This window comes from Kangiella sp. HZ709 (assembly GCF_009674675.1).
Classification (GTDB): Bacteria; Pseudomonadota; Gammaproteobacteria; order Enterobacterales; family Kangiellaceae; genus Kangiella.
In genome coordinates this window covers 1098116-1116791 of the sequence record NZ_WKJC01000001.1, presented here as the reverse complement: position 1 = coordinate 1116791, position 18676 = coordinate 1098116, and the positions used below count along the sequence as shown (strand labels likewise).

The following is an 18676-nucleotide window of genomic DNA, read 5'->3' as shown; positions in this document are numbered from 1 at the left end:
AACACTTAATTACTTTAGCCCTTGAATCAACAAGTGAGTAAGCCTAGCGAGCAGGGAATCATTAATAGCGATGACTTTGACGAGTCATCGTCAGTTAAGATGGCTATGGCTGGTGATTTGAGTGCTTTTGAGGAACTTTATCGTCAGTACTACAAGCAAATCTATTTGCTTTGCTTGCGAATGACTGGGCGTAAAGAGCTAGCGGAAGATCATAGCCAAGAGGCTTTTATCAAAGCTTGGCAGGCGCTGGCAAATTTTCAAGGTAAAAGTAAGTTTAGTAGCTGGTTGTATCGGATTGCGGTAAATGTTGTTTTAGGCCATCAGCGTAAATATCAATATGAAGTTTTGGCTGATCAAGACTGGCAGCAAGCCTTTGAAGATGAGTTTGCAGTTTCTCATAACCCTCAACAAATGGATCTGGAAAAGGCCATTGGAAACTTACCAATGCAGGCAAAGAACGTTTTAATCTTGCATGATTTGATGGGTATGACTCATAAGGAAATCGGAACCTCGTTAGATATCGCTGTGGGCACTTGCAAGGCACATTTAAGTCGTGCACGAACCTTAGTTAGAGAGCAGTTAGTTAGTTAGAGTACGTCTAGTTGGAGACGATAGTTTAGTTATAGTGAATGTTATGAATGAAAAAGAATTGATTAAGCAGTTACAAGATTTGCCAAAAACAGTTGAGGCAAAAGATCAGTGGGCGCAAATTAAGCAAGCCATTAATTCTCAAACTATGAATTCTCAAAGCATGGACTCGAAAATACAGGCTAAAGAAACTGTGGTTAAAAATTCTGCTAAGCGTAAATGGTTATATCCTGTATCTATTGCGGCTTCAGTTTTTGTGGTTGCTTTTTTAGCTATGCAATTACCACAAAATACAACAGAAACTGAACTGAACTATGCTCAAGTTAAAGTTTTGAATAGCCTGCAACAAGCCAATAATCAGTACTATTCTGCATTAGGAAATGTGATGGAAGCAAGAGCTACGGCTTTACCGAATGGATTAAAAATCACCTTAAAAGATTTACGCGAAGCGCAAGCTAGTTATCGTTTAGAGCTTACTGATGATCCAAACAACACGGCTATTTACCGTAAACTGATTAGAACTTATCAAACCGAGAGAGAGCTACTAAAAAATTTAGTGAGTTAACATTCTGTACAAAATTAAAAAGGCAGCCCATTGGCTGCCTTTTTAATGCAATAACTATATTAAAAAGATTTAATCTTTTTCGTAAGCAGCAATGCTATCTAAGATTTCTTTCTTCGCTGACTCAGAACCTTCCCAGCCTGCAATCTTAACCCATTTGCCTGGCTCAAGATCTTTGTAATGCTCAAAGAAATGTTGAATTTGATTAAGCAATAATTCCGGTAATTCCTGAACCTCATGAATCCCCTGATACATGGTGCTTAATTTACCTGTTGGGATGGCAACGATTTTAGCATCTTCACCTGACTCATCAGTCATCTTCAATACGCCAATTGGGCGGCAAGGAATAACGCAGCCGGCTATCAATGGGAATGGCGTTGGAACTAAAACGTCCACCGGGTCGCCGTCAGCCGATAAAGTGTGATTAACATACCCGTAGTTAGTTGGGTAATGCATACAAGTTGCCATAAAGCGATCAACGAACATGGCACCAGTTTCTTTGTCTACTTCATACTTAATTGGATCGCTGTGTGCAGGGATCTCAATAATTACGTTAATCTCTTCTGGAGCATTTTTGCCCGCTGATACATTGTCCAAGCTCATGGGGTTACCTTTTCATTCGTGGGGTATAGAAACGGCGCGCATTATACAACTGTTTAAATCGAAAAAACACTGCTTAAACTCTAAACTTTTTGCATAAAAATTGTACATTTTGGATAAGTTTGTTAGATTGGATTCGCAATAATTAAAAATCATTTAATAATCAAATAGATAGTGAGCAATGGGGATAGTATGAAAGAATCTATGTTAGAGAATCTTGCGCTGCCGCCAATTCTTGGCTTGGTGGGTTTAGTGTTTGCTTTTGTGATTTATATCTTGGTGAAAAAGTATCCTGAAGGGGAGTCATCCATCAAGAAAATCGCTGATCAGATCCATTTAGGTGCGATGGTATTCATGAAACGTGAATACACGATGTTAGCTGCTTTTGTCGCGGTTTTAGTGGCATTGGTTTGGTGGCAACTGGGAAGCAAGACAGCTATAGCTGTGATTGCAGGTGCCTTGTCATCGTCAATCGCTGGCTGGTTAGGCATGTATGCAGCAACTAAAGCAAATGTGAGAACCGCAACTGCTGCGCAAAAAGAAGGTGCTTCGGCGGCATTATCTGTTGCCTTTTTTGGTGGTTCTATTATGGGCTTGTGCGTGGCAGCCTTGGGTCTTATTGGTTTAGGCGGTTTATTCTGGTATTTCAACCCAGCAACCGATGTAAGTGCAGTACATGCGCTTGAAGGTTTTGGTATGGGTGCATCCTGTGTTGCTCTATTTTCCCGTGTAGGTGGTGGTATTTTCACCAAGTCGGCGGATGTTGGTGCTGACTTAGTTGGCAAAATTGAAGCTGGCATTCCAGAAGATGATCCTCGTAACCCAGGTGTTATTGCTGATAACGTGGGTGATAATGTCGGTGATGTTGCGGGCATGGGTTCGGATATTTTTGAATCCTACTGTGGCTCTATGATTGCATCAATTGCCATTGCTGCCACTTTAACGGGTTTAGATTACCAAGCAGCTTTAATGTCTTTCCCCTTGTTATTAGCCTCGATGGGTATGGTTGCTTCTATCGTCATGATTATTGTGGTACGACTATTTTCAAGTTCGGCTCCAGCGACAGCCTTAAGAATTGGGACCATGGGCGCCCCAGTTATATTTATTGCTGCAGCCTATTGGTTAGCAGTGCAACTAGAGATCCCTACAAATTATTGGTGGGCAGTAGTTGCTGGCGCTGTGGGAGGTGTGGCCATTGGTTTAATCACGGAGTACTACACAGGTTCAACACCGGTTAAGAAAATCGCTAAATCAGGCGAAACCGGCTCGGCGACAGTCATGATTACAGGTCTATCCGTAGGGATGCAATCTGTGGTGATCCCAATATTTGTTTTGTGCGGAATTATTTATGCTTCGACTGAGTTAGCCGGTCTCTATGGTGTTGGTATTGCTGCTGTTGGCATGCTGTCTACTGTTGGTATTACTATGGCGATTGATGCTTATGGTCCTGTTGCTGACAACGCTGGGGGTATTGCTGAAATGGGCGGTATGGGTAAGGAAGTTCGTGAAATTACCGACTCACTTGATGAGCTTGGAAATACCACAGCAGCAATTGGTAAAGGCTTTGCGATTGGCGCAGCGGCACTAGCAGCTTTGGCAATTATCGCCGCATTTATTAAATCGGCAGGCATTAATCCAGCGGACATTAATTTATCCAACCCAACGGTCATAGTCGGAATGCTGATTGGCGGTACTATTCCGTTCCTGATTGCGTCTATCACTATGACTGCAGTTGGTGATGCAGCTTTTGATATGATTAATGAAATTCGTCGTCAATTTAAGGAAATTCCAGGATTGTTAGAAGGTAAAGCCGAACCAGATACCGCTAAGTGTGTGGATATTGCCACTACAGCAGCCTTAAAGCGTATGTTACTTCCGGGTGTTATCGCTGTTTCAGCACCAGTTATTGTGGGCATGTCGCCATTAGGAGCGATTGGTTTAGCTGGCATGCTGGCCGGTGCTTTATTAGGTTGTGTCTTGATGGCATTGATGATGGCTAACGCTGGTGGTGCTTGGGACAACGCGAAAAAGTACGTTGAAAAAGGCAACTTTGGTGGCAAAGGCTCAGACACTCATAGTGCCACGGTAGTTGGTGATACGGTTGGCGATCCTTTCAAAGATACTTCGGGTCCATCGATGAACATCTTAATAAATGTCATGGCGATTGTATCGTTGGTGATAGCGCCATTATTGAGATAGTTAGTTAAGAAGTCTTTGTAAAAAAGCGGCCTTTGGGCCGCTTTTTTTATAACAGCCCTATACAAAATTAACCCTTTATTTTTAACCCAGCGTTTATAGAAATGAGACTAATGCAGAAGGAGATAAAAATGAAGAAACTAATCTATGCCGCTACTGCTTGCTTGGTAACTTTAGCATTGCTGTTATTAATGACTGGCTTAATAGCTCAGCCGCAAGCCCCTATGGCAAAAATTAAGGCGGTAAAACCTGCCCCGCAAGTGCTACCGTCTGAAAAAGATCCAGCGCCACAAGAGCCAGTTAATATAATTAAACCTAGTATTTCTGTACTGCCTTCAATAGATGCGAATGAGGATATCCAAGTTGAATTACAAGCTATGGTGAATCTGGAAACTTTAGATTTTTCTCCGGTAAAAACAGATTTTATTGGACTAATTAATGCTCCGAACTCTACTGATTTAGGATTGGTGGAGATGGATCAAGAGGCCATACCATTGATTCAAACTGCGCCTGCATATCCTGCGGATGCTTTAATACAAGGTATTGAAGGCTGGGTTAAGTTAACTTTTGATGTGGATGCGTCAGGCTTTGCAAAAAACATAAAAGTGGTTTCTGCTAGTCACAGGAAAATTTTTGATAGAGAAGCTAAAAAAGCTTTAAAAAAGTGGAAGTTCAAACCCGGCAAACGAGGCGGTATTGATAAAGGTTTAGATAATCAATCGGTCACCATGCAATTCAACCTAACTGATAACTAAGCTTACCCAACCCGGCAGTTCTATGGTCTAATTAACAGAACTGCTGGTTTTTTTTATAAAAGACTCTATGATTTCAGCACATTCTTTAGCCTTAGCTTGAGCTACTAAATGAGGTGAGTCTAACTGCAAGACTTCTAGTTGAGTAAAAACCTTTTGATAAGATTCTAAGTTTTTGGCCGGTACTAACCAATCTTTCGCGCCTTGAATATAAACAGTAGGAACTGAAACTTTATTGGCAGGAAGTTCCAAGCTTCTCATATCAGCTATTCTGGTAGCTAGTTGCTCAGTGCTAACATCTTGCATGGCTTGTTTGAACAAGAGAATCAACTCATCGGTTGCATCCCTGCCATACAAGACATGACCTAAAATGCTTTTCGGCAACAAAGGCTTTCTTAATAATCCCATCGAAAGGTATTTTTCCAGAGAGGTAAATTTAGACGGGTTTTCTAAAAAACTAGCAATAATTACCAGCTTTTCAATCTCTAAATTTCCACGTAAGGCTAGCTCGGTTGCTATATGACCAGAGTAAGATTCTGCAATTAAAACCACAGGCTCATTAGAATATTGCTGCTCTAAATGCTCGATATAAGCCCGCTTATCTTTATGCGGGTTTAAGGGTTCAATAGAGCTGTCGAAGCCTTTGCTCGTTAGGTATCGGCTTAATGGTTGATATAAAAAGCCTGAACCATCCATGCCAGGCATTAGAATTAAAGTCATAATCACTCTATTGGCAGATATATATCGGTAATTAAATCGGATTCTTTGACTTCTGGAAAGAAGTTTTTATGAATGAGATATTGGGCTGAATTAAAAAAGCCCTCAAGAGAGGGCTGTATTTAGATTTTAAATTTCTTTTTGAGCTTCTTCTTTACTAGCTCATTTTTAAGCTCAACGTACTGAGGCAGGCCATTTTTATAAGGTGGATAGGACTCACCCTGAATCAATGGTTGTAGATACTCACGACATTCTTCGGTGATGCTATAGCCATCACGGGAGATATATTTACGGGGCATCATTTTCTCAACGTTGGCCACGTCAGCTAACTTGGCTTCACCAACTTTCCAAGAGTACTTTTTAGTGTTCTTACGAACAATGGTTGGCATCACTGCATTTTTCCCTGCATCTGCAAATTCAACTGCTGCTTGGCCCATAGCGTATGCCTGCTCGACGTCAGTAGCTGAGGCGATATGGCGCGCTGCACGTTGCAAATAATCTGACACTGCCCAGTGGTATTTGTAACCCAACTCTTCTTTAATCATTTGCGCTACTACCGGCGCAACGCCACCTAACTGTTTATGGCCAAATGAGTCAACGGTTCCAGCATCGGCTAAGAAGGTGCCATCTTTATAGGCGGTGCCTTCGGAAACCACGATGGCGCAGTAACCAAATTTCTTAACACTACGATTAACTTTTTTAAGGAATTTTTCTTTGTTGAAAGCAATTTCCGGGAACAAAATAATGTGCGGCGCATCGCCTTCTTTTTCACAAGCTAAGCCACCTGCCGCAGCAATCCAGCCAGCGTGACGTCCCATGACTTCCATTACAAAAACTTTAGTCGAGCTTTCAGCCATCGACTTTACGTCAAAAGCTGCTTCTCGAATAGAAACGGCAACGTATTTTGCTACCGAGCCAAAGCCAGGGCAGTTGTCGGTGATTGGTAAATCATTATCAACGGTTTTTGGAATTCCGATACAGGTGATTGGATAACCCATAGTTTCACTCAGCTGAGAAACCTTGTGTGCCGTGTCTTGTGAGTCGCCGCCGCCATTGTAAAAGAAGTAGCGAATGTCATGAGCTTTAAAGACTTCAATTAAGCGCTCGTATTCGGCTTTATTTTCTTCAATGCTTTTTAGTTTATAGCGACAAGAACCAAAGGCGCCAGATGGTGTATGGGTCAAACCTGCGATATCTTTTTTAGACTCTTTGCTGGTATCGATAAGCTCTTCACGCAATGCGCCAATAATGCCATTACGACCGGCATACACCTTATTGATATTTTTAGATTTACGAGCTGTTTCGATAACGCCAGCGGCTGTTGCGTTGATTACTGCCGTCACGCCGCCTGATTGGGCGTAAAATGCGTTGTATTTTTTCTTCGCCATTTCAGATTCCTAAGAAGTTAGCTAAGTATTGAAATTAAGGCGATTCTACATTATTTCACCTTTTCTCGCTTGAAAAGATGACGAAAAAACTGGCTTAGCATATGATTAAGCTAGGATTTCATTAAAACTTCATAATAATAAGTATGCACATTCATATTTTGGGAATTTGTGGCACCTTTATGGGAGGTATCGCCTTGCTGGCCAAGCAAAAAGGCATCTCGGTAAGCGGGAGTGATCAAAACGTTTACCCTCCGATGAGCACCCAGCTTGAAGAGCAGGGGATTGAACTGATTCAAGGGTTTGATCCTAAAAACATTCCTGAAGAAACCGACTGTGTGATTATTGGTAACGCCATGTCTCGCGGTAATCCTTCGGTTGAATATGTGTTGGAGCAAGGGCTTAACTATCGCTCAGGTCCGCAATGGTTGTGTGAGAATATCCTTAAAGATAAATGGGTGTTAGCTGCCGCTGGAACTCATGGCAAAACCACAACTGCCAGTATGCTCGCTTGGATTCTAGAGTATTCGAATTTGCAGCCTGGTTTTTTAATCGGCGGTATTCCTGAGAATTTTGGTCTGTCGGCACGCTTGACCGAATCCCCCTTTTTCGTGGTAGAAGCGGATGAGTACGATACGGCATTTTTTGATAAACGTTCTAAATTTGTCCATTACCGCCCGCGAACTTTTATTATGAACAATTTAGAATTTGATCATGCGGATATTTTTGAAAACTTAGCTGCGATTCAAAAACAGTTTCATCACGCCATAAGAATTGTTCCTGCAAATGGCTTGGTAATTTATCCCGAGATTGAAAGTAATTTACAGCAGGTGATTGAGCTAGGCCTATGGTCTGCTTCAGAATTAACTCAATCTTCACAAGGCTGGTCTTATGCTTTGCAAGCTGACGATGCTAGCCATTTCGAGGTGTATTTCAAAGGCGAATTGCAAGGTAGTGTTAATTGGGACTTGATTGGATTGCATAATGCCAATAATGCGCTTTCAGCGATAGCAGCTGCGCGTCATGCTGGGGTTCCATCGAAGTATTGCTGTGATGCACTTAATGAGTTCCAAAACGTTAAAAGGCGGATGGAGTTTAAAGGTGAGTCTAGTGGAGTTGAAGTTTATGATGACTTTGCTCATCACCCGACGGCGATTGAGACAACTTTAGAAGGTTTCAGAGCTAAAGTAGATGGCGCAAAAATTATAGCGATTGTGGATTTACGTTCGGCCACCATGCGCTCTGGTATCCACCAGAATGTTTTATTAAGTTCATTAGTTGATGCCGATAGAGTTATTATTCATAAGCCGGGCGATTTTGCATGGGATTTCCCACAGTCTGAAAAAGAAAAGCTGAGTGAGTTATCCATTTTGCCGGATGTTGTTTCAATTCTTAAGGAGGTAAAATCCGTGGTAGAATCAGGGGATAAAATTTTAGTGATGTCGAATGGTGGCTTTGGTGGAATACATCAAAAAATATTAGATAGTTTGGCGAAGTAATTTCTTAGGTAACCCTTAAGCAGCTATCACTAATTCTACTTAAACAATAGATCTCTAAATAATTTTCGGGGAATTTATGAGTCAAACTAAAGCGATAACTTTAGCAATAACCGGGGCTTCTGGAGCACCCTATGCGCTTAGGCTACTGCAACAGTTAGTTAATCATTATCAGCATTGCTATTTAATGTTATCCAGCGCTGCGCGCGTAGTGCTGGCGACAGAGTGCGATATACAAGTCAATAAAGCACCAAGCGTAGTAGAAAAAGAGTTAACCAAGCAATTAAATTTGCCAGAAGGGTTTATTAAGGCTTTTTCTACCGATAACTGGATGTCTCCAGTAGCTAGCGGCTCAAGTGCACCCAAGCAAATGATCATTTGCCCTTGTTCTACAGGCACTTTAAGTGCAATTGCAACTGGCGCTTCGGATAATCTGATAGAGCGGGCAGCAGATGTGGTTTTAAAAGAGCGTGGTCAATTATTATTGGTACCTCGCGAAACGCCATATAATACGATTCATTTACAAAACATGACGCGCCTGTCTGAAGTTGGTGTGACTATTTTACCGGCATCGCCAGGCTTTTATAATCAGCCTAGTTCGATTAATGATTTAGTTGATTTTATCGTGGCGAGAATTTTAGACCACCTGGATCTCGATCATAAACTTGGCCATCGTTGGGGTTACAGCGGTAATTAAGCCTTAGTAATTTATTTTTAGCAATCCATTATAAAGTAGTAAAAGTACAAAAGGATAACAATGAGCAAAGCATTATCTATTTCCAATTTATCCAAGACTTATGCCAGTGGCACCCATGCCCTGAAAGGCATTGATCTAGAAGTCGAAAACGGCGATTTTTTTGCACTACTTGGGCCTAATGGTGCCGGTAAGTCCACCGCTATCGGTATTATCAGTTCTTTAGTGAATAAATCAGCGGGTAAAGTCAGTGTGTTTGGACATGATATCGATACTGACTTAACTGCTGCTAAGCAAAACTTGGGATTAGTACCTCAGGAGTTTAACTTCAATATGTTTGAAGGTGTAGAGCAGATCGTTCTACAGCAAGCGGGTTATTACGGTATCAGTCGTAAAGAAGCGAAAAAGCGAGCACAACCTTTATTAGAAGAATTAGGTCTATGGGATAAACGCAAAAGTGCTTCACGTGAACTTTCTGGCGGTATGAAACGCCGCTTAATGATTGCGCGTGGTTTAATCCATAGCCCTAAGTTGTTAATCTTAGATGAACCTACTGCTGGAGTTGATATTGAGCTAAGGCGCTCAATGTGGGACTTTATGCAGCGCTTGAATGAGCAAGGTACGACAATTGTGCTGACCACTCATTATCTTGAAGAAGCCGAGAGCTTATGCCGCAATATTGCCATTATTAGTCAGGGAGAAATTGTCCAAAATACGGACATGAAATCTTTATTAGCACAATTGGATATGGAAACGTTTGTCTTAGATACGCAAGGTTTACCTGAACAGCTTCCATCGAATACTGGTTACGAGTTACGTAAACGAGATGAGACAACTTTGGAAGTGGATGTAAAAAAAGGGGCTGGTATCAATGGTGTTTTTTCAGCCTTATCACAAGAAAATATTAATGTTTTAAGTATGCGTAATAAAGCAAATCGCTTAGAAGAGTTGTTTGTGCGGATGGTAGAAAATGGCGATAAAACTAGTTCGACAAAAGTGTCGGGAGAATAATAATGCAAAATATTAATACCACTCCTATTCAAGGCTCTAACTGGGTAGCTTTTAAGACTATTCTGTTAAAAGAGGTCACTCGATTTACTCGTATTTGGGTACAAACTATTTTGCCACCTGCCATAACTATGAGTTTGTATTTTGTGATTTTTGGTAACCTTATTGGCTCGCGTGTGGGAACAATGGATGGACTTCCTTATATGGAGTTTATTGTTCCTGGCTTGATCATGATGTCGGTTATTACCAACTCTTATTCTAACGTTGTGTCTTCTTTCTTTAGCGCTAAGTATCAACGCTCAATTGAAGAAATGATGATTTCGCCTGTTCCTAATTGGATTATTTTATCCGGCTTTGTGGGTGGCGGCGTTTTAAGAGGCTTGCTTACCGGTTTCATAGTGACACTGGTTTCATTATTTTTTATCGATAATATTCAAATTCACAATATTATAGTTTTGATAAGTGTAGTTATTCTAACTTCAATTCTATTTGCTATGGCAGGTTTTTTAAATGCTTTATTTGCTCGTTCTTTTGATGATATATCGATAATTCCTACCTTTGTGTTAACTCCATTAACTTACCTTGGTGGTGTTTTTTACTCGATAAAATTACTGCCGGAATTTTGGCAAGGAGTATCGCAAGCTAACCCAATTATTTATATGGTTAATGCATTCCGCTATGGTTTTTTAGGTAAATCAGATATATCAATTGGTATAGCATTTGGCTTAATTATGGTCTTTATAGTGATTCTAGCGAGCATTTGTTTGTATTTATTGCACAAAGGTAAAGGGTTAAGATCCTAGATGGATTTTAGCAATAATAGCGTTATTCCAATTTTTCCACTTTCACGAGTGGTATTCCCTGATAGCCTGCTGAGATTACAAATATTTGAACAGCGTTATTTGAAAATGGTTTCTGAGCAATTATCGAAAGGAGAAGGCTTTGGTGTTTGCCTTATTAAAAGAGGTAATGAAGCAGGTATCCCTGCAACACCCTTTACCATTGGCACTTATGTCGAAATCGTTGATTTTGATCAAACTGAGTCAGGTCTTTTAAAAATAATTTGTTTGGGACAACGCAGTTTTCAAATTAACAGCCTAGAAATCTTAGAATCTAATTTGCTGACCGCTAACGTTTCATGGTTAGAGCCTATCGATCAAAAACAAGTATTAGACGAGCAGGCTGAGTTGGTTAATTTATTGTCTGATTTGTCAGATCATCCTCAAGTAGAAATTATTGATGATGAACAGAAATGGAGTCAGCTAGGTTTTGTTATGGATCGCTTGACTGAGTTTATGCCAATTTCAGAACGCCAAAAACAATCCATTCTTGAAACAACCGATATTGAACTAAGGCAAGCAATCTTGTTTCAAATGCTGAATTGGATACGTTAATAATAACTTCCTAAGTTAAGTGTTTTATCCTGGTCAAAAAAATGCCCATCATTTGATGGGCAAATGGCTTGCGCATTGATTGGCTAACCTTAAGCGGGTAGTTGCCTTCAGTTAGCCGGGGATAGTCTGCACTTAGGAGTGCATACATATTAATATAAGCATAAAGTGTGCCAATCCAGTTAAGTTATTGAATTATATTGTTTTGTTTTTCTTATATGACTCTAAGTAGTTATTTCTTAGTTAAACTGTAAATAATTTGAACAGTCTATATAACTCAAAACAATAAAAAAGGGCACTTAATGTGCCCTTTGAAAACTTTAATTAGGAATCAAATTCTGGGATCTAAATCTTCTTCGTAATCAACGCCATCAACTTCAAAACCGAACAACTTAAAGAATTCATGTTTATAGCCATGATAATCAGAGATTTCTGAAATGTTTTCCGTGGAAGCTTTATCCCAAAGAGATTCAACTCTATCTTGGATAGAATCATCCAACTCTTTTAAGTCCAAACGATAACGGCGGGTATCATCATAGATGGCTTGGCCATTGACTATTTGATCATGAATAAGGCCTTTAATTTGCTCTACTGGGTTTTCATGTACCCCAGCTTCTTTCATGACTTTGTATAGCAATGAAATATAAAGAGGCATCACGGGAATGGCTGAGCTTGCTTGCGTAACGACGGCTTTTAACACCGCAACGTTTGCAGAGCCTTTGTATTTGCTTTGCAGGTTTTCATGAATGGTATGAGAGGCTCTATCCAAGTCTTCTTTAGCCTTACCAATAGTGGCATGACCATAGATTGGCCAAGTGAGCTTTTTGCCAATGTAAGTGTAAGCGACGGTATCAACACCTTCAGCGAGGACTCCTGCTTTATCTAAGGCATTCATCCACAACTCCCAATCTTCGCCACCCATAACCTTGATGGTGTTTTGGATATCATCATCATTGGCAGGCTCAATAGTTACATCATGAACTTCGCCTTTGTCAGTATTTAATGTTTTACATGTAACCATATCGCCAATCGGTTTAAGTACCGACTTATAGACATCGCCTGTATCAGGATCTTGGCGACGAGGTGAAGCTAACGAATAAACGACTAGATCAATTTTACCCATTTCTTCTTGAATGATTTTAATAGCATCTTCTTTGGCTTGATGAGAAAAAGCATCGCCATTGATGCTTTTATGCCAAAGACCTGCTTTATCTGCTGCGATCTCAAAGCCACGATTGTTGTACCAGCCTGCGGTGCCTGTTTTACGTTCAGAAGCTTCTTTTTCAAAGAATAGGCCTAGAGTCTTGGCACCATAACCAAAGGCAGAAACTAGACGAGAAGCTAAGCCATAGCCTGTTGATGAGCCGATGACTAAAACATTTTTTGGAGCATTAGCTGGTACATCGGTAATCTCTTGCTTGATATAATTGATTTGCTCTTGAACATGAGCTATGCAGCCTTTTGGATGAGAGGCGGTACAAATAAAGCCGCGAACTTTTGGTTTTATTACCATGAGATTCTCCGAATACTGGAAACTACTTTTAAAATTGGCGCTATTGTAACCCTTTTCTCTAGCAAAGAGGTACTACCATTGGTAGCATTAAGCAAACGTTAGACTCTTAAACACTATGCTTAAAACTTCAAAAACAAGACAAGCGGAAAAGTTTTTCGATTATTTGGTTATATCATTGGCAGCCATTCCTTTTCTGGCACTGATCATCTCTTCAAAAAAGATTTATCCAGCTGAGATGTTGATGAAGTTAATTTTTCTTTTAATTGCTGCCGGTGGTTTGGTTGCTTATTTAGTCAGCAAAAGGAAATTTACACTTAATAAGATACCGCTGCTAAGCATTCCTATGCTTGGATTAATTGGGCTCACGCTTGTTGGCTTATTTTGGGCGCATAACTATTTTGAATTAGTCATGAATAACTTTCACTGGCTAGCAGCCTTATGTTTAGCGATGCTTTTATGGCAATGGAATTATAACGAAATATCGGTGGAACGCTGGTTGAGTGTGTTTATTATCAGCGCAACATTTACTGCGGTTATTGGCATTATTCAGCATTTATTTGAGTTTTCTGAAATTAAACAGGGTGCGAAGCCAGCGTCTGTTTTCTTCAATCGAAATATGGCCACGCAGTTTGTGATGGCTATGCTTCCTATAACATTAGTCCGTTTTTGGCATTGCAAACCAAAAGACAATAAAGCTTTGTTATTTAATAGCGTTGCTTTTTGCTTGATGCTTACCTATATCGCCTATACTCAAACTCGCGCAGCATGGCTGACCTTAATAATAATTTTATTAGCTGCTGTAATCGCCGTTGGGGTTTTCTCCACTTACCGACAATCATTGAGTCATTTAAAAAAGCGCTACTTGTTATCAAGCATGCTCGCAACTTTAGTTTTAGTACATTTCAATGCGGAAGGTTTGCATTGGTTCTTTCAAGCGGTATTTGATGAAGCGAATCAAATTACTGAAGCGGTAAGTCTAGAAAATAAAGGAGAAGCTCGCTATAAACTCTTTATTAATTCATTGCATATGGCAAAAGAAAATTGGCTTACCGGCGTTGGCCCTGGTCAATGGAGCGTATTTTACGGCGACTATATGAATACCGTTGTCGCTGATGATCATATCAATTACCAAGTTCGAGCTTCAAAAGTCCATAATGCTTACATTCAAATCATGACTGAATATGGTATTTGGGGATTGGTACTTGTGGTTTTCGGGCTAGCATCATTAGTTACTACAGCTTGGAGTTTACTCAAAAATACATTCAGCTACACCAATCTTGGAGTCGTATTAAGTGCCTTATCGATTCTAACTCAAGCAAATCTTAGTTTTAGTATGCACTTAGCAATGCCGGTTATGCTATTGGTATTTAGTTTGGTTATTATCACTAAACAGTTAACCAATAATAAAAACTTCGAACTATCTATCAATAAGTATATTGTCTTAGTGGTCATTTCAGGCTTAGCGCTGGCATCAAGCTTTTTTGTGATGAATGCCTATACGGCTAGATTAGATTATGTGGACTCTAGAGTATTGCTAAGAGATAAAAATTTTGCTGGAGCATATCAAGCTGCGAGCAAAGCTATTGAAAGAAACCCTTACCATAAAAATGCTCATGTGATCCTATTTAACTCTGCAATAGAATTGGATAAAACAGCTGAGGTTAGTGACAAACTTGAAATAGCATTGAAAAAATATCCATTTGCTCAAGAATTACTTTTCCCCGCAGCTCAACTGACTAAAGTAACCCAGAGTCATGAAAAAGATATCGAATATAACCAAAGGCTAGTGAATTTATTTCCTTATGACGCCATTACAGTGAAGCGGTTAGGCGATGCTTATCGCAGGGCAGGGGATAAAGTTAATATGAAGCTTTATTATCAAAAGGCCGTGGAATTAGATGAGGCCCTAAAAGAGCATTCTACTATTAAACGATTTTTATATAACCAAAAGTAATAACAATGAAGGAAAAAACTGATAAAAAAGGCTTAGGTTGTTTAATCATTTTTGGAGGCATATTTTTATTAGCGGGCATTGGAGCTTTCCTAATGCAGGCAGCTCCATTATATCATTCATTACAGGCTAATGATTGGCAATCGGTTAATGCAAAAATCATTAGTGTTAAACAAACAAACTCTAACTCGAATGAAGGCGGTACTACTTATGGCGTAAAAGGCTCTTTTAGTTATCAATATGAAGGTAGAAGCTATACCTCTTCAAAACTAAACTTTTCTTCAGGGACTGACAATATTGGCGACTATCAAAAAGACTTTTACCGACGCTTAAAAAATGCCCAAAGAATTGATAGGACTGTTACCGCTTATGTGAACCCAGATAATCCATCAGAAGCCGTCATTGATAAAGGTATTCGTTGGGGGATGTTGGGGTTTGGCTCTATCTTTCTATTGGTTTTTGGTGGCGCAGGTGGCGGCATTATTTTTGCTGGATTCTGGGGGCAGCGAAAGAATAACGAAGAAGAAAAGCTACAAACGGAATATCAAGATAAGCCTTGGTTATGGCGTACAGAATGGCAACAAGAGTTCTTTACAGCCAACTCGAAAGGTAGCTATATTGCTATTAGTATATTTGCAGCTTTCTGGAATTTAATTTCTTTCCCCATAGCGATATTGGCTTTACCAGATATCATTAAGAAAGGTGAGTATGTAGGTTTATTTGTTTTGCTATTCCCAATGGTAGGCATATTTATGGCTGGCTGGGCTATTGCTCTTTACCGAAGGCATAAACGATACGGTGGTATTAAACTCTATGTAGATGATAAGCGGATTAAGATTGGCGACATTAATCGCGGGCATTTCCAATTATCGACGTTGCGCTTGGATAATTCCGAAGCCATTATCAGCCTTAAATCGATTCATAGATATGAGTCAGGTTCGGGTGAAGATCGTTCCACCAGAGAAAAGATATTGTGGGAGGACACTCAACGAGTCGATATTTTTTCTTCAGAATCTAGATTTGAATTTAATGTACCTTCAAGCCTTAAAGAAACCGATGCTTCAAACTCAAGCTCACAATATCTATGGCGAATATCAATAGATTCTAAACAGAAAGGTCCGGATCTCAAGTTAGACTTTGAAGTGCCTGCATTTAAATTGTCCAAAGAAGAGCTGTTAGAAAAAGAAAGAGATGAATCGGATTTATTTACAACTGATTCTTCTCAATCCTTTACCAGTCGAGCAAGCGAAAGAGGCGACTGGACCAAAATTGGGGTTATTCAGTCCTATTCTAATCAAGGGGTAGAATACTTATTCCCAAGAATGAACACTTTGCTATGGTCAATAATGTCACTAATTGGCTGGGTGTTTGTCGCGGTGGGCTTTGGTGTCTATATGCATGGAGCACCAGTATTATTCCCGATCATATTTGGATTGTTGGGCGGACTCTTTGGAGTTTTAGGGATGAGGGCGGCGTTGTTTAAAAGCCGAGTATATGTCGATGGTGCAAATCTTTATTATCAAACTGGGTATATTACTTTTAGTGAAACAAAAAGCATTCGCAAAGAAAATATAAAAAAATTCGATACCATTTCTCAAACCAGCTCAGGCAACACTAAGTATTACAATATATTGGTACACACTAATGATGGAGCAAAGCACACCATTGCCAAGAACTTAAAAATTAAAGGTGATATCGAGTCGTTTATCGCCAAGCTAAAAGACGAATTGAATATTACTGAGTTATAAAACAAAAAAGCCTGCAATTAAGCAGGCTTTTTAATATGGCGGAGAGGGTGGGATTTGAACCCACGGTGGGCTATTAACCCACGCCGGTTTTCAAGACCGGTACATTCGGCCGCTCTGTCACCTCTCCGAAGAAGCGAAATGATACCTCAACTAATCGTTATTTGGAATCACTTTCTTATTACTGAAAGAATATGGTAGCTATGGGTGGACTTGAACCACCGACCCCAGCATTATGAATGCTGTGCTCTAACCAGCTGAGCTACATAGCCATAAATTCAGTGGCGCGTATTTTGGTGATTTTAGAGCTTTTTGTCAAGCCCATTTAGCCTAAATAGCGCCAAAAAACAGTATTATCTATACGTTGAATCTGAAGTGCATAACGTCGCCATCTTGCACTATGTAATCTTTGCCCTCAAGGCGCCATTTACCTGCTTCTTTCGCGCCGGCTTCGCCATTACCGGCGATATAATCATCGTATGCTGTGACTTCGGCACGGATAAACCCTTTTTCAAAATCGGTATGAATGACGCCAGCTGCTTGCGGTGCAGTTGCACCTACTCTTACTTGCCAAGCTCGAACTTCTTTCTTGCCAGCAGTGAAGTAGGTTTGCAGGCTCAACAAATCATAGCCAGCACGAATCACTCGGTTTAAACCAGGTTCTTCTTGGCCAATGTCCGCCAGGAAATCGATTTTATCTTCGTCATCCAATGCTGCAATTTCAGATTCAATGGAGGCGCAAATCGGCACCACTTCAGCATTCTCACTAGCAGCGAACGCACGAACTTTATCGAGAAGTGGGTTATCTTCAAAACCATCTTCGCTGACATTGGCGATATACATAGTTGGTTTAGTGGTAATGAGTTGGAAGCGAGACAAAACTTTCTTTTCGTCTTTATCCCAATCTAAACCTCGCAATGCATTACCTTCATCTAGACAAGCTTTACACTTTTCTAAAACTTCTAAATCTGCTTTAGCATCTTTGTCGCCGCTTTTTGCGATTTTAGCGGTTTTAATTAAACGCTTTTCAACTGACTCTAAATCTGCCAATGCTAATTCAGTATTGATAGTTTCAATGTCAGCAATAGGATCAACTTTTCCAGCAACATGGATTACATCATCATTATCAAAGCAGCGGACTACGTGAGCAATAGCATGAGTTTCGCGAATATTCGCAAGGAACTTATTCCCTAAGCCTTCACCTTTTGAAGCTCCAGCTACTAAGCCAGCAATGTCCACAAATTCCATAGTCGCAGGTAAGACTTTTTCAGGATCGACAATCCCAGCTAGCGCATCTAAACGTGGATCAGGAATTGGCACCACACCTGTATTGGGTTCAATGGTACAGAAAGGGTAGTTGGCCGCATCAATGCCAGCGTCTGTGAGCGCATTGAATAAAGTGGACTTTCCAACATTAGGTAAACCTACGATTCCGCAATTTAATGGCATTGTTATCTTCTCTCGTTACTGGCTGAAAGGTGAGGTTAAGCTATGCAGACGGTGCACTGCCGTATCCCATTCGCCTTTTAATAAGGTTTCTGTTTCTCGTACCGCTTCATCAACCGCGATATCGATAGCGTTTTTTTCGTCTGCGCTTGGTTTATTCAACACATATCCTGAGACTTTTGACTTATGTCCAGGGTGGCCAATACCTACGCGCAAGCGGATAAATTCTTTATTGTTAGCAAGTTTGCTAATGGTATCTCTTAAACCATTATGGCCGCCATGACCGCCGCCTTTTTTCAACTTTAAAGTGCCAGGGGCTATATCCAGTTCATCATGTGCAATTAAAATTTCTTCTGGTGGTATCTTGTAGAAATTCGCAACTGCTTGAATGGCTTTACCGCTTAGGTTCATGAAAGTTGTGGGGACTAATAATTTAACTTCAAAACCACCGATGAATCCTTTGCCAAAAAAGCCATGGAATTTAGATTCGGTTTTGAGTTGTATTTGATAAGAGCGTGCAAGCTCTTCGACATACCAGGCGCCAGCGTTGTGGCGTGTATCTTGATATTGTGAGCCTGGATTGGCCAGGCCCACAATTAACTTGATGCTAGACATGCTTAGACTTTCTTTAT

The 18676-nt window shown here is 40.3% G+C and carries 17 protein-coding genes and 2 tRNA genes; 11 read left to right on the top strand and 8 right to left on the bottom strand.

Features of this window, described 5'->3' with window-relative positions:
• Positions 1 to 33 precede the first annotated feature (33 nt).
• Positions 34 to 591 carry an RNA polymerase sigma factor gene (locus GJS41_RS05065; RefSeq protein ID WP_370515629.1) on the top strand — a complete coding sequence of 186 codons (558 nt, stop codon included), beginning with the start codon at positions 34 to 36 and terminating at the stop codon, positions 589 to 591.
• A 43-nt stretch (positions 592 to 634) separates the two neighbouring features.
• Positions 635 to 1153, top strand: a complete 519-nt coding sequence (locus GJS41_RS05060) for a hypothetical protein (protein WP_154246220.1) — start codon at positions 635 to 637, stop codon at positions 1151 to 1153.
• Positions 1154 to 1222: 69 nt separating this feature from the next.
• On the opposite strand, the gene ppa is transcribed toward GJS41_RS05060, so the two are convergent.
• A complete protein-coding gene (ppa, locus tag GJS41_RS05055; protein WP_154246219.1) occupies positions 1223 to 1753 on the bottom strand; it encodes an inorganic diphosphatase in 531 nt (176 codons plus the stop codon).
• A gap of 201 nt (positions 1754 to 1954) precedes the next feature.
• On the opposite strand from ppa, the gene GJS41_RS05050 reads away from it, so the two are divergent.
• Entirely contained in the window at positions 1955 to 3949 is a 1995-nt protein-coding gene (locus tag GJS41_RS05050; RefSeq protein WP_154246988.1) for a sodium-translocating pyrophosphatase, read from the top strand.
• Between the two features lie 128 nt (positions 3950 to 4077).
• A complete protein-coding gene (locus tag GJS41_RS05045; protein WP_195758343.1) occupies positions 4078 to 4701 on the top strand; it encodes an energy transducer TonB in 624 nt (207 codons plus the stop codon).
• Between the two features lie 27 nt (positions 4702 to 4728).
• Here the strand turns inward: GJS41_RS05045 and GJS41_RS05040 are convergent, their stop codons facing one another.
• Positions 4729 to 5418, bottom strand: coding sequence for an alpha/beta fold hydrolase (locus GJS41_RS05040; RefSeq protein WP_154246217.1), 690 nt, complete (start codon positions 5416 to 5418; stop codon positions 4729 to 4731).
• 119 nt (positions 5419 to 5537) lie between these two features.
• Positions 5538 to 6803: a 6-phosphofructokinase gene (locus tag GJS41_RS05035; protein ID WP_154246216.1), complete on the bottom strand. Its 1266-nt coding sequence runs from the start codon at positions 6801 to 6803 to the stop codon at positions 5538 to 5540.
• Between the two features lie 143 nt (positions 6804 to 6946).
• Between GJS41_RS05035 and mpl the strand changes: the two genes are divergently transcribed.
• From mpl to GJS41_RS05010, 5 genes are all read left to right on the top strand, one after another.
• Positions 6947 to 8299 (top strand): UDP-N-acetylmuramate:L-alanyl-gamma-D-glutamyl-meso-diaminopimelate ligase, encoded by a 1353-nt coding sequence (gene mpl / locus GJS41_RS05030; RefSeq protein ID WP_154246215.1) that lies wholly within the window; start codon positions 6947 to 6949, stop codon positions 8297 to 8299.
• A 76-nt stretch (positions 8300 to 8375) separates the two neighbouring features.
• The gene (locus GJS41_RS05025) at positions 8376 to 8993 is read left to right on the top strand and encodes a flavin prenyltransferase UbiX (RefSeq protein ID WP_154246214.1); all 618 of its coding nucleotides are present in this window, start codon (positions 8376 to 8378) and stop codon (positions 8991 to 8993) included.
• 60 nt (positions 8994 to 9053) lie between these two features.
• A complete protein-coding gene (locus tag GJS41_RS05020; RefSeq protein WP_154246213.1) occupies positions 9054 to 10001 on the top strand; it encodes an ABC transporter ATP-binding protein in 948 nt (315 codons plus the stop codon).
• Between the two features lie 2 nt (positions 10002 to 10003).
• Positions 10004 to 10801, top strand: a complete 798-nt coding sequence (locus GJS41_RS05015; protein WP_154246212.1) for an ABC transporter permease — start codon at positions 10004 to 10006, stop codon at positions 10799 to 10801.
• Positions 10802 to 11392: an LON peptidase substrate-binding domain-containing protein gene (locus tag GJS41_RS05010; RefSeq protein WP_154246211.1), complete on the top strand. Its 591-nt coding sequence runs from the start codon at positions 10802 to 10804 to the stop codon at positions 11390 to 11392.
• Positions 11393 to 11720: 328 nt separating this feature from the next.
• On the opposite strand, the gene fabV is transcribed toward GJS41_RS05010, so the two are convergent.
• On the bottom strand, positions 11721 to 12902 hold the full coding sequence (gene fabV / locus GJS41_RS05005) for an enoyl-ACP reductase FabV (RefSeq protein WP_154246210.1): 1182 nt from the start codon (positions 12900 to 12902) through the stop codon (positions 11721 to 11723).
• Positions 12903 to 13017: 115 nt separating this feature from the next.
• On the opposite strand from fabV, the gene GJS41_RS05000 reads away from it, so the two are divergent.
• Positions 13018 to 14856: an O-antigen ligase family protein gene (locus tag GJS41_RS05000; protein ID WP_154246209.1), complete on the top strand. Its 1839-nt coding sequence runs from the start codon at positions 13018 to 13020 to the stop codon at positions 14854 to 14856.
• 5 nt (positions 14857 to 14861) lie between these two features.
• Positions 14862 to 16601 carry a DUF3592 domain-containing protein gene (locus tag GJS41_RS04995; RefSeq protein WP_154246208.1) on the top strand — a complete coding sequence of 580 codons (1740 nt, stop codon included), beginning with the start codon at positions 14862 to 14864 and terminating at the stop codon, positions 16599 to 16601.
• Between the two features lie 36 nt (positions 16602 to 16637).
• Here GJS41_RS04995 and GJS41_RS04990 read toward each other — a convergent pair.
• The 4 genes from GJS41_RS04990 to pth form a co-directional block, all read right to left on the bottom strand.
• Positions 16638 to 16728: transfer RNA gene (locus GJS41_RS04990), tRNA-Ser, on the bottom strand.
• Positions 16729 to 16793: 65 nt separating this feature from the next.
• A tRNA-Met gene (locus GJS41_RS04985) sits at positions 16794 to 16870 on the bottom strand.
• A gap of 85 nt (positions 16871 to 16955) precedes the next feature.
• Positions 16956 to 18047: a redox-regulated ATPase YchF gene (ychF, locus tag GJS41_RS04980; protein ID WP_154246207.1), complete on the bottom strand. Its 1092-nt coding sequence runs from the start codon at positions 18045 to 18047 to the stop codon at positions 16956 to 16958.
• Between the two features lie 15 nt (positions 18048 to 18062).
• Positions 18063 to 18659, bottom strand: coding sequence for an aminoacyl-tRNA hydrolase (gene pth / locus GJS41_RS04975; RefSeq protein WP_154246206.1), 597 nt, complete (start codon positions 18657 to 18659; stop codon positions 18063 to 18065).
• Positions 18660 to 18676 lie beyond the last annotated feature (17 nt).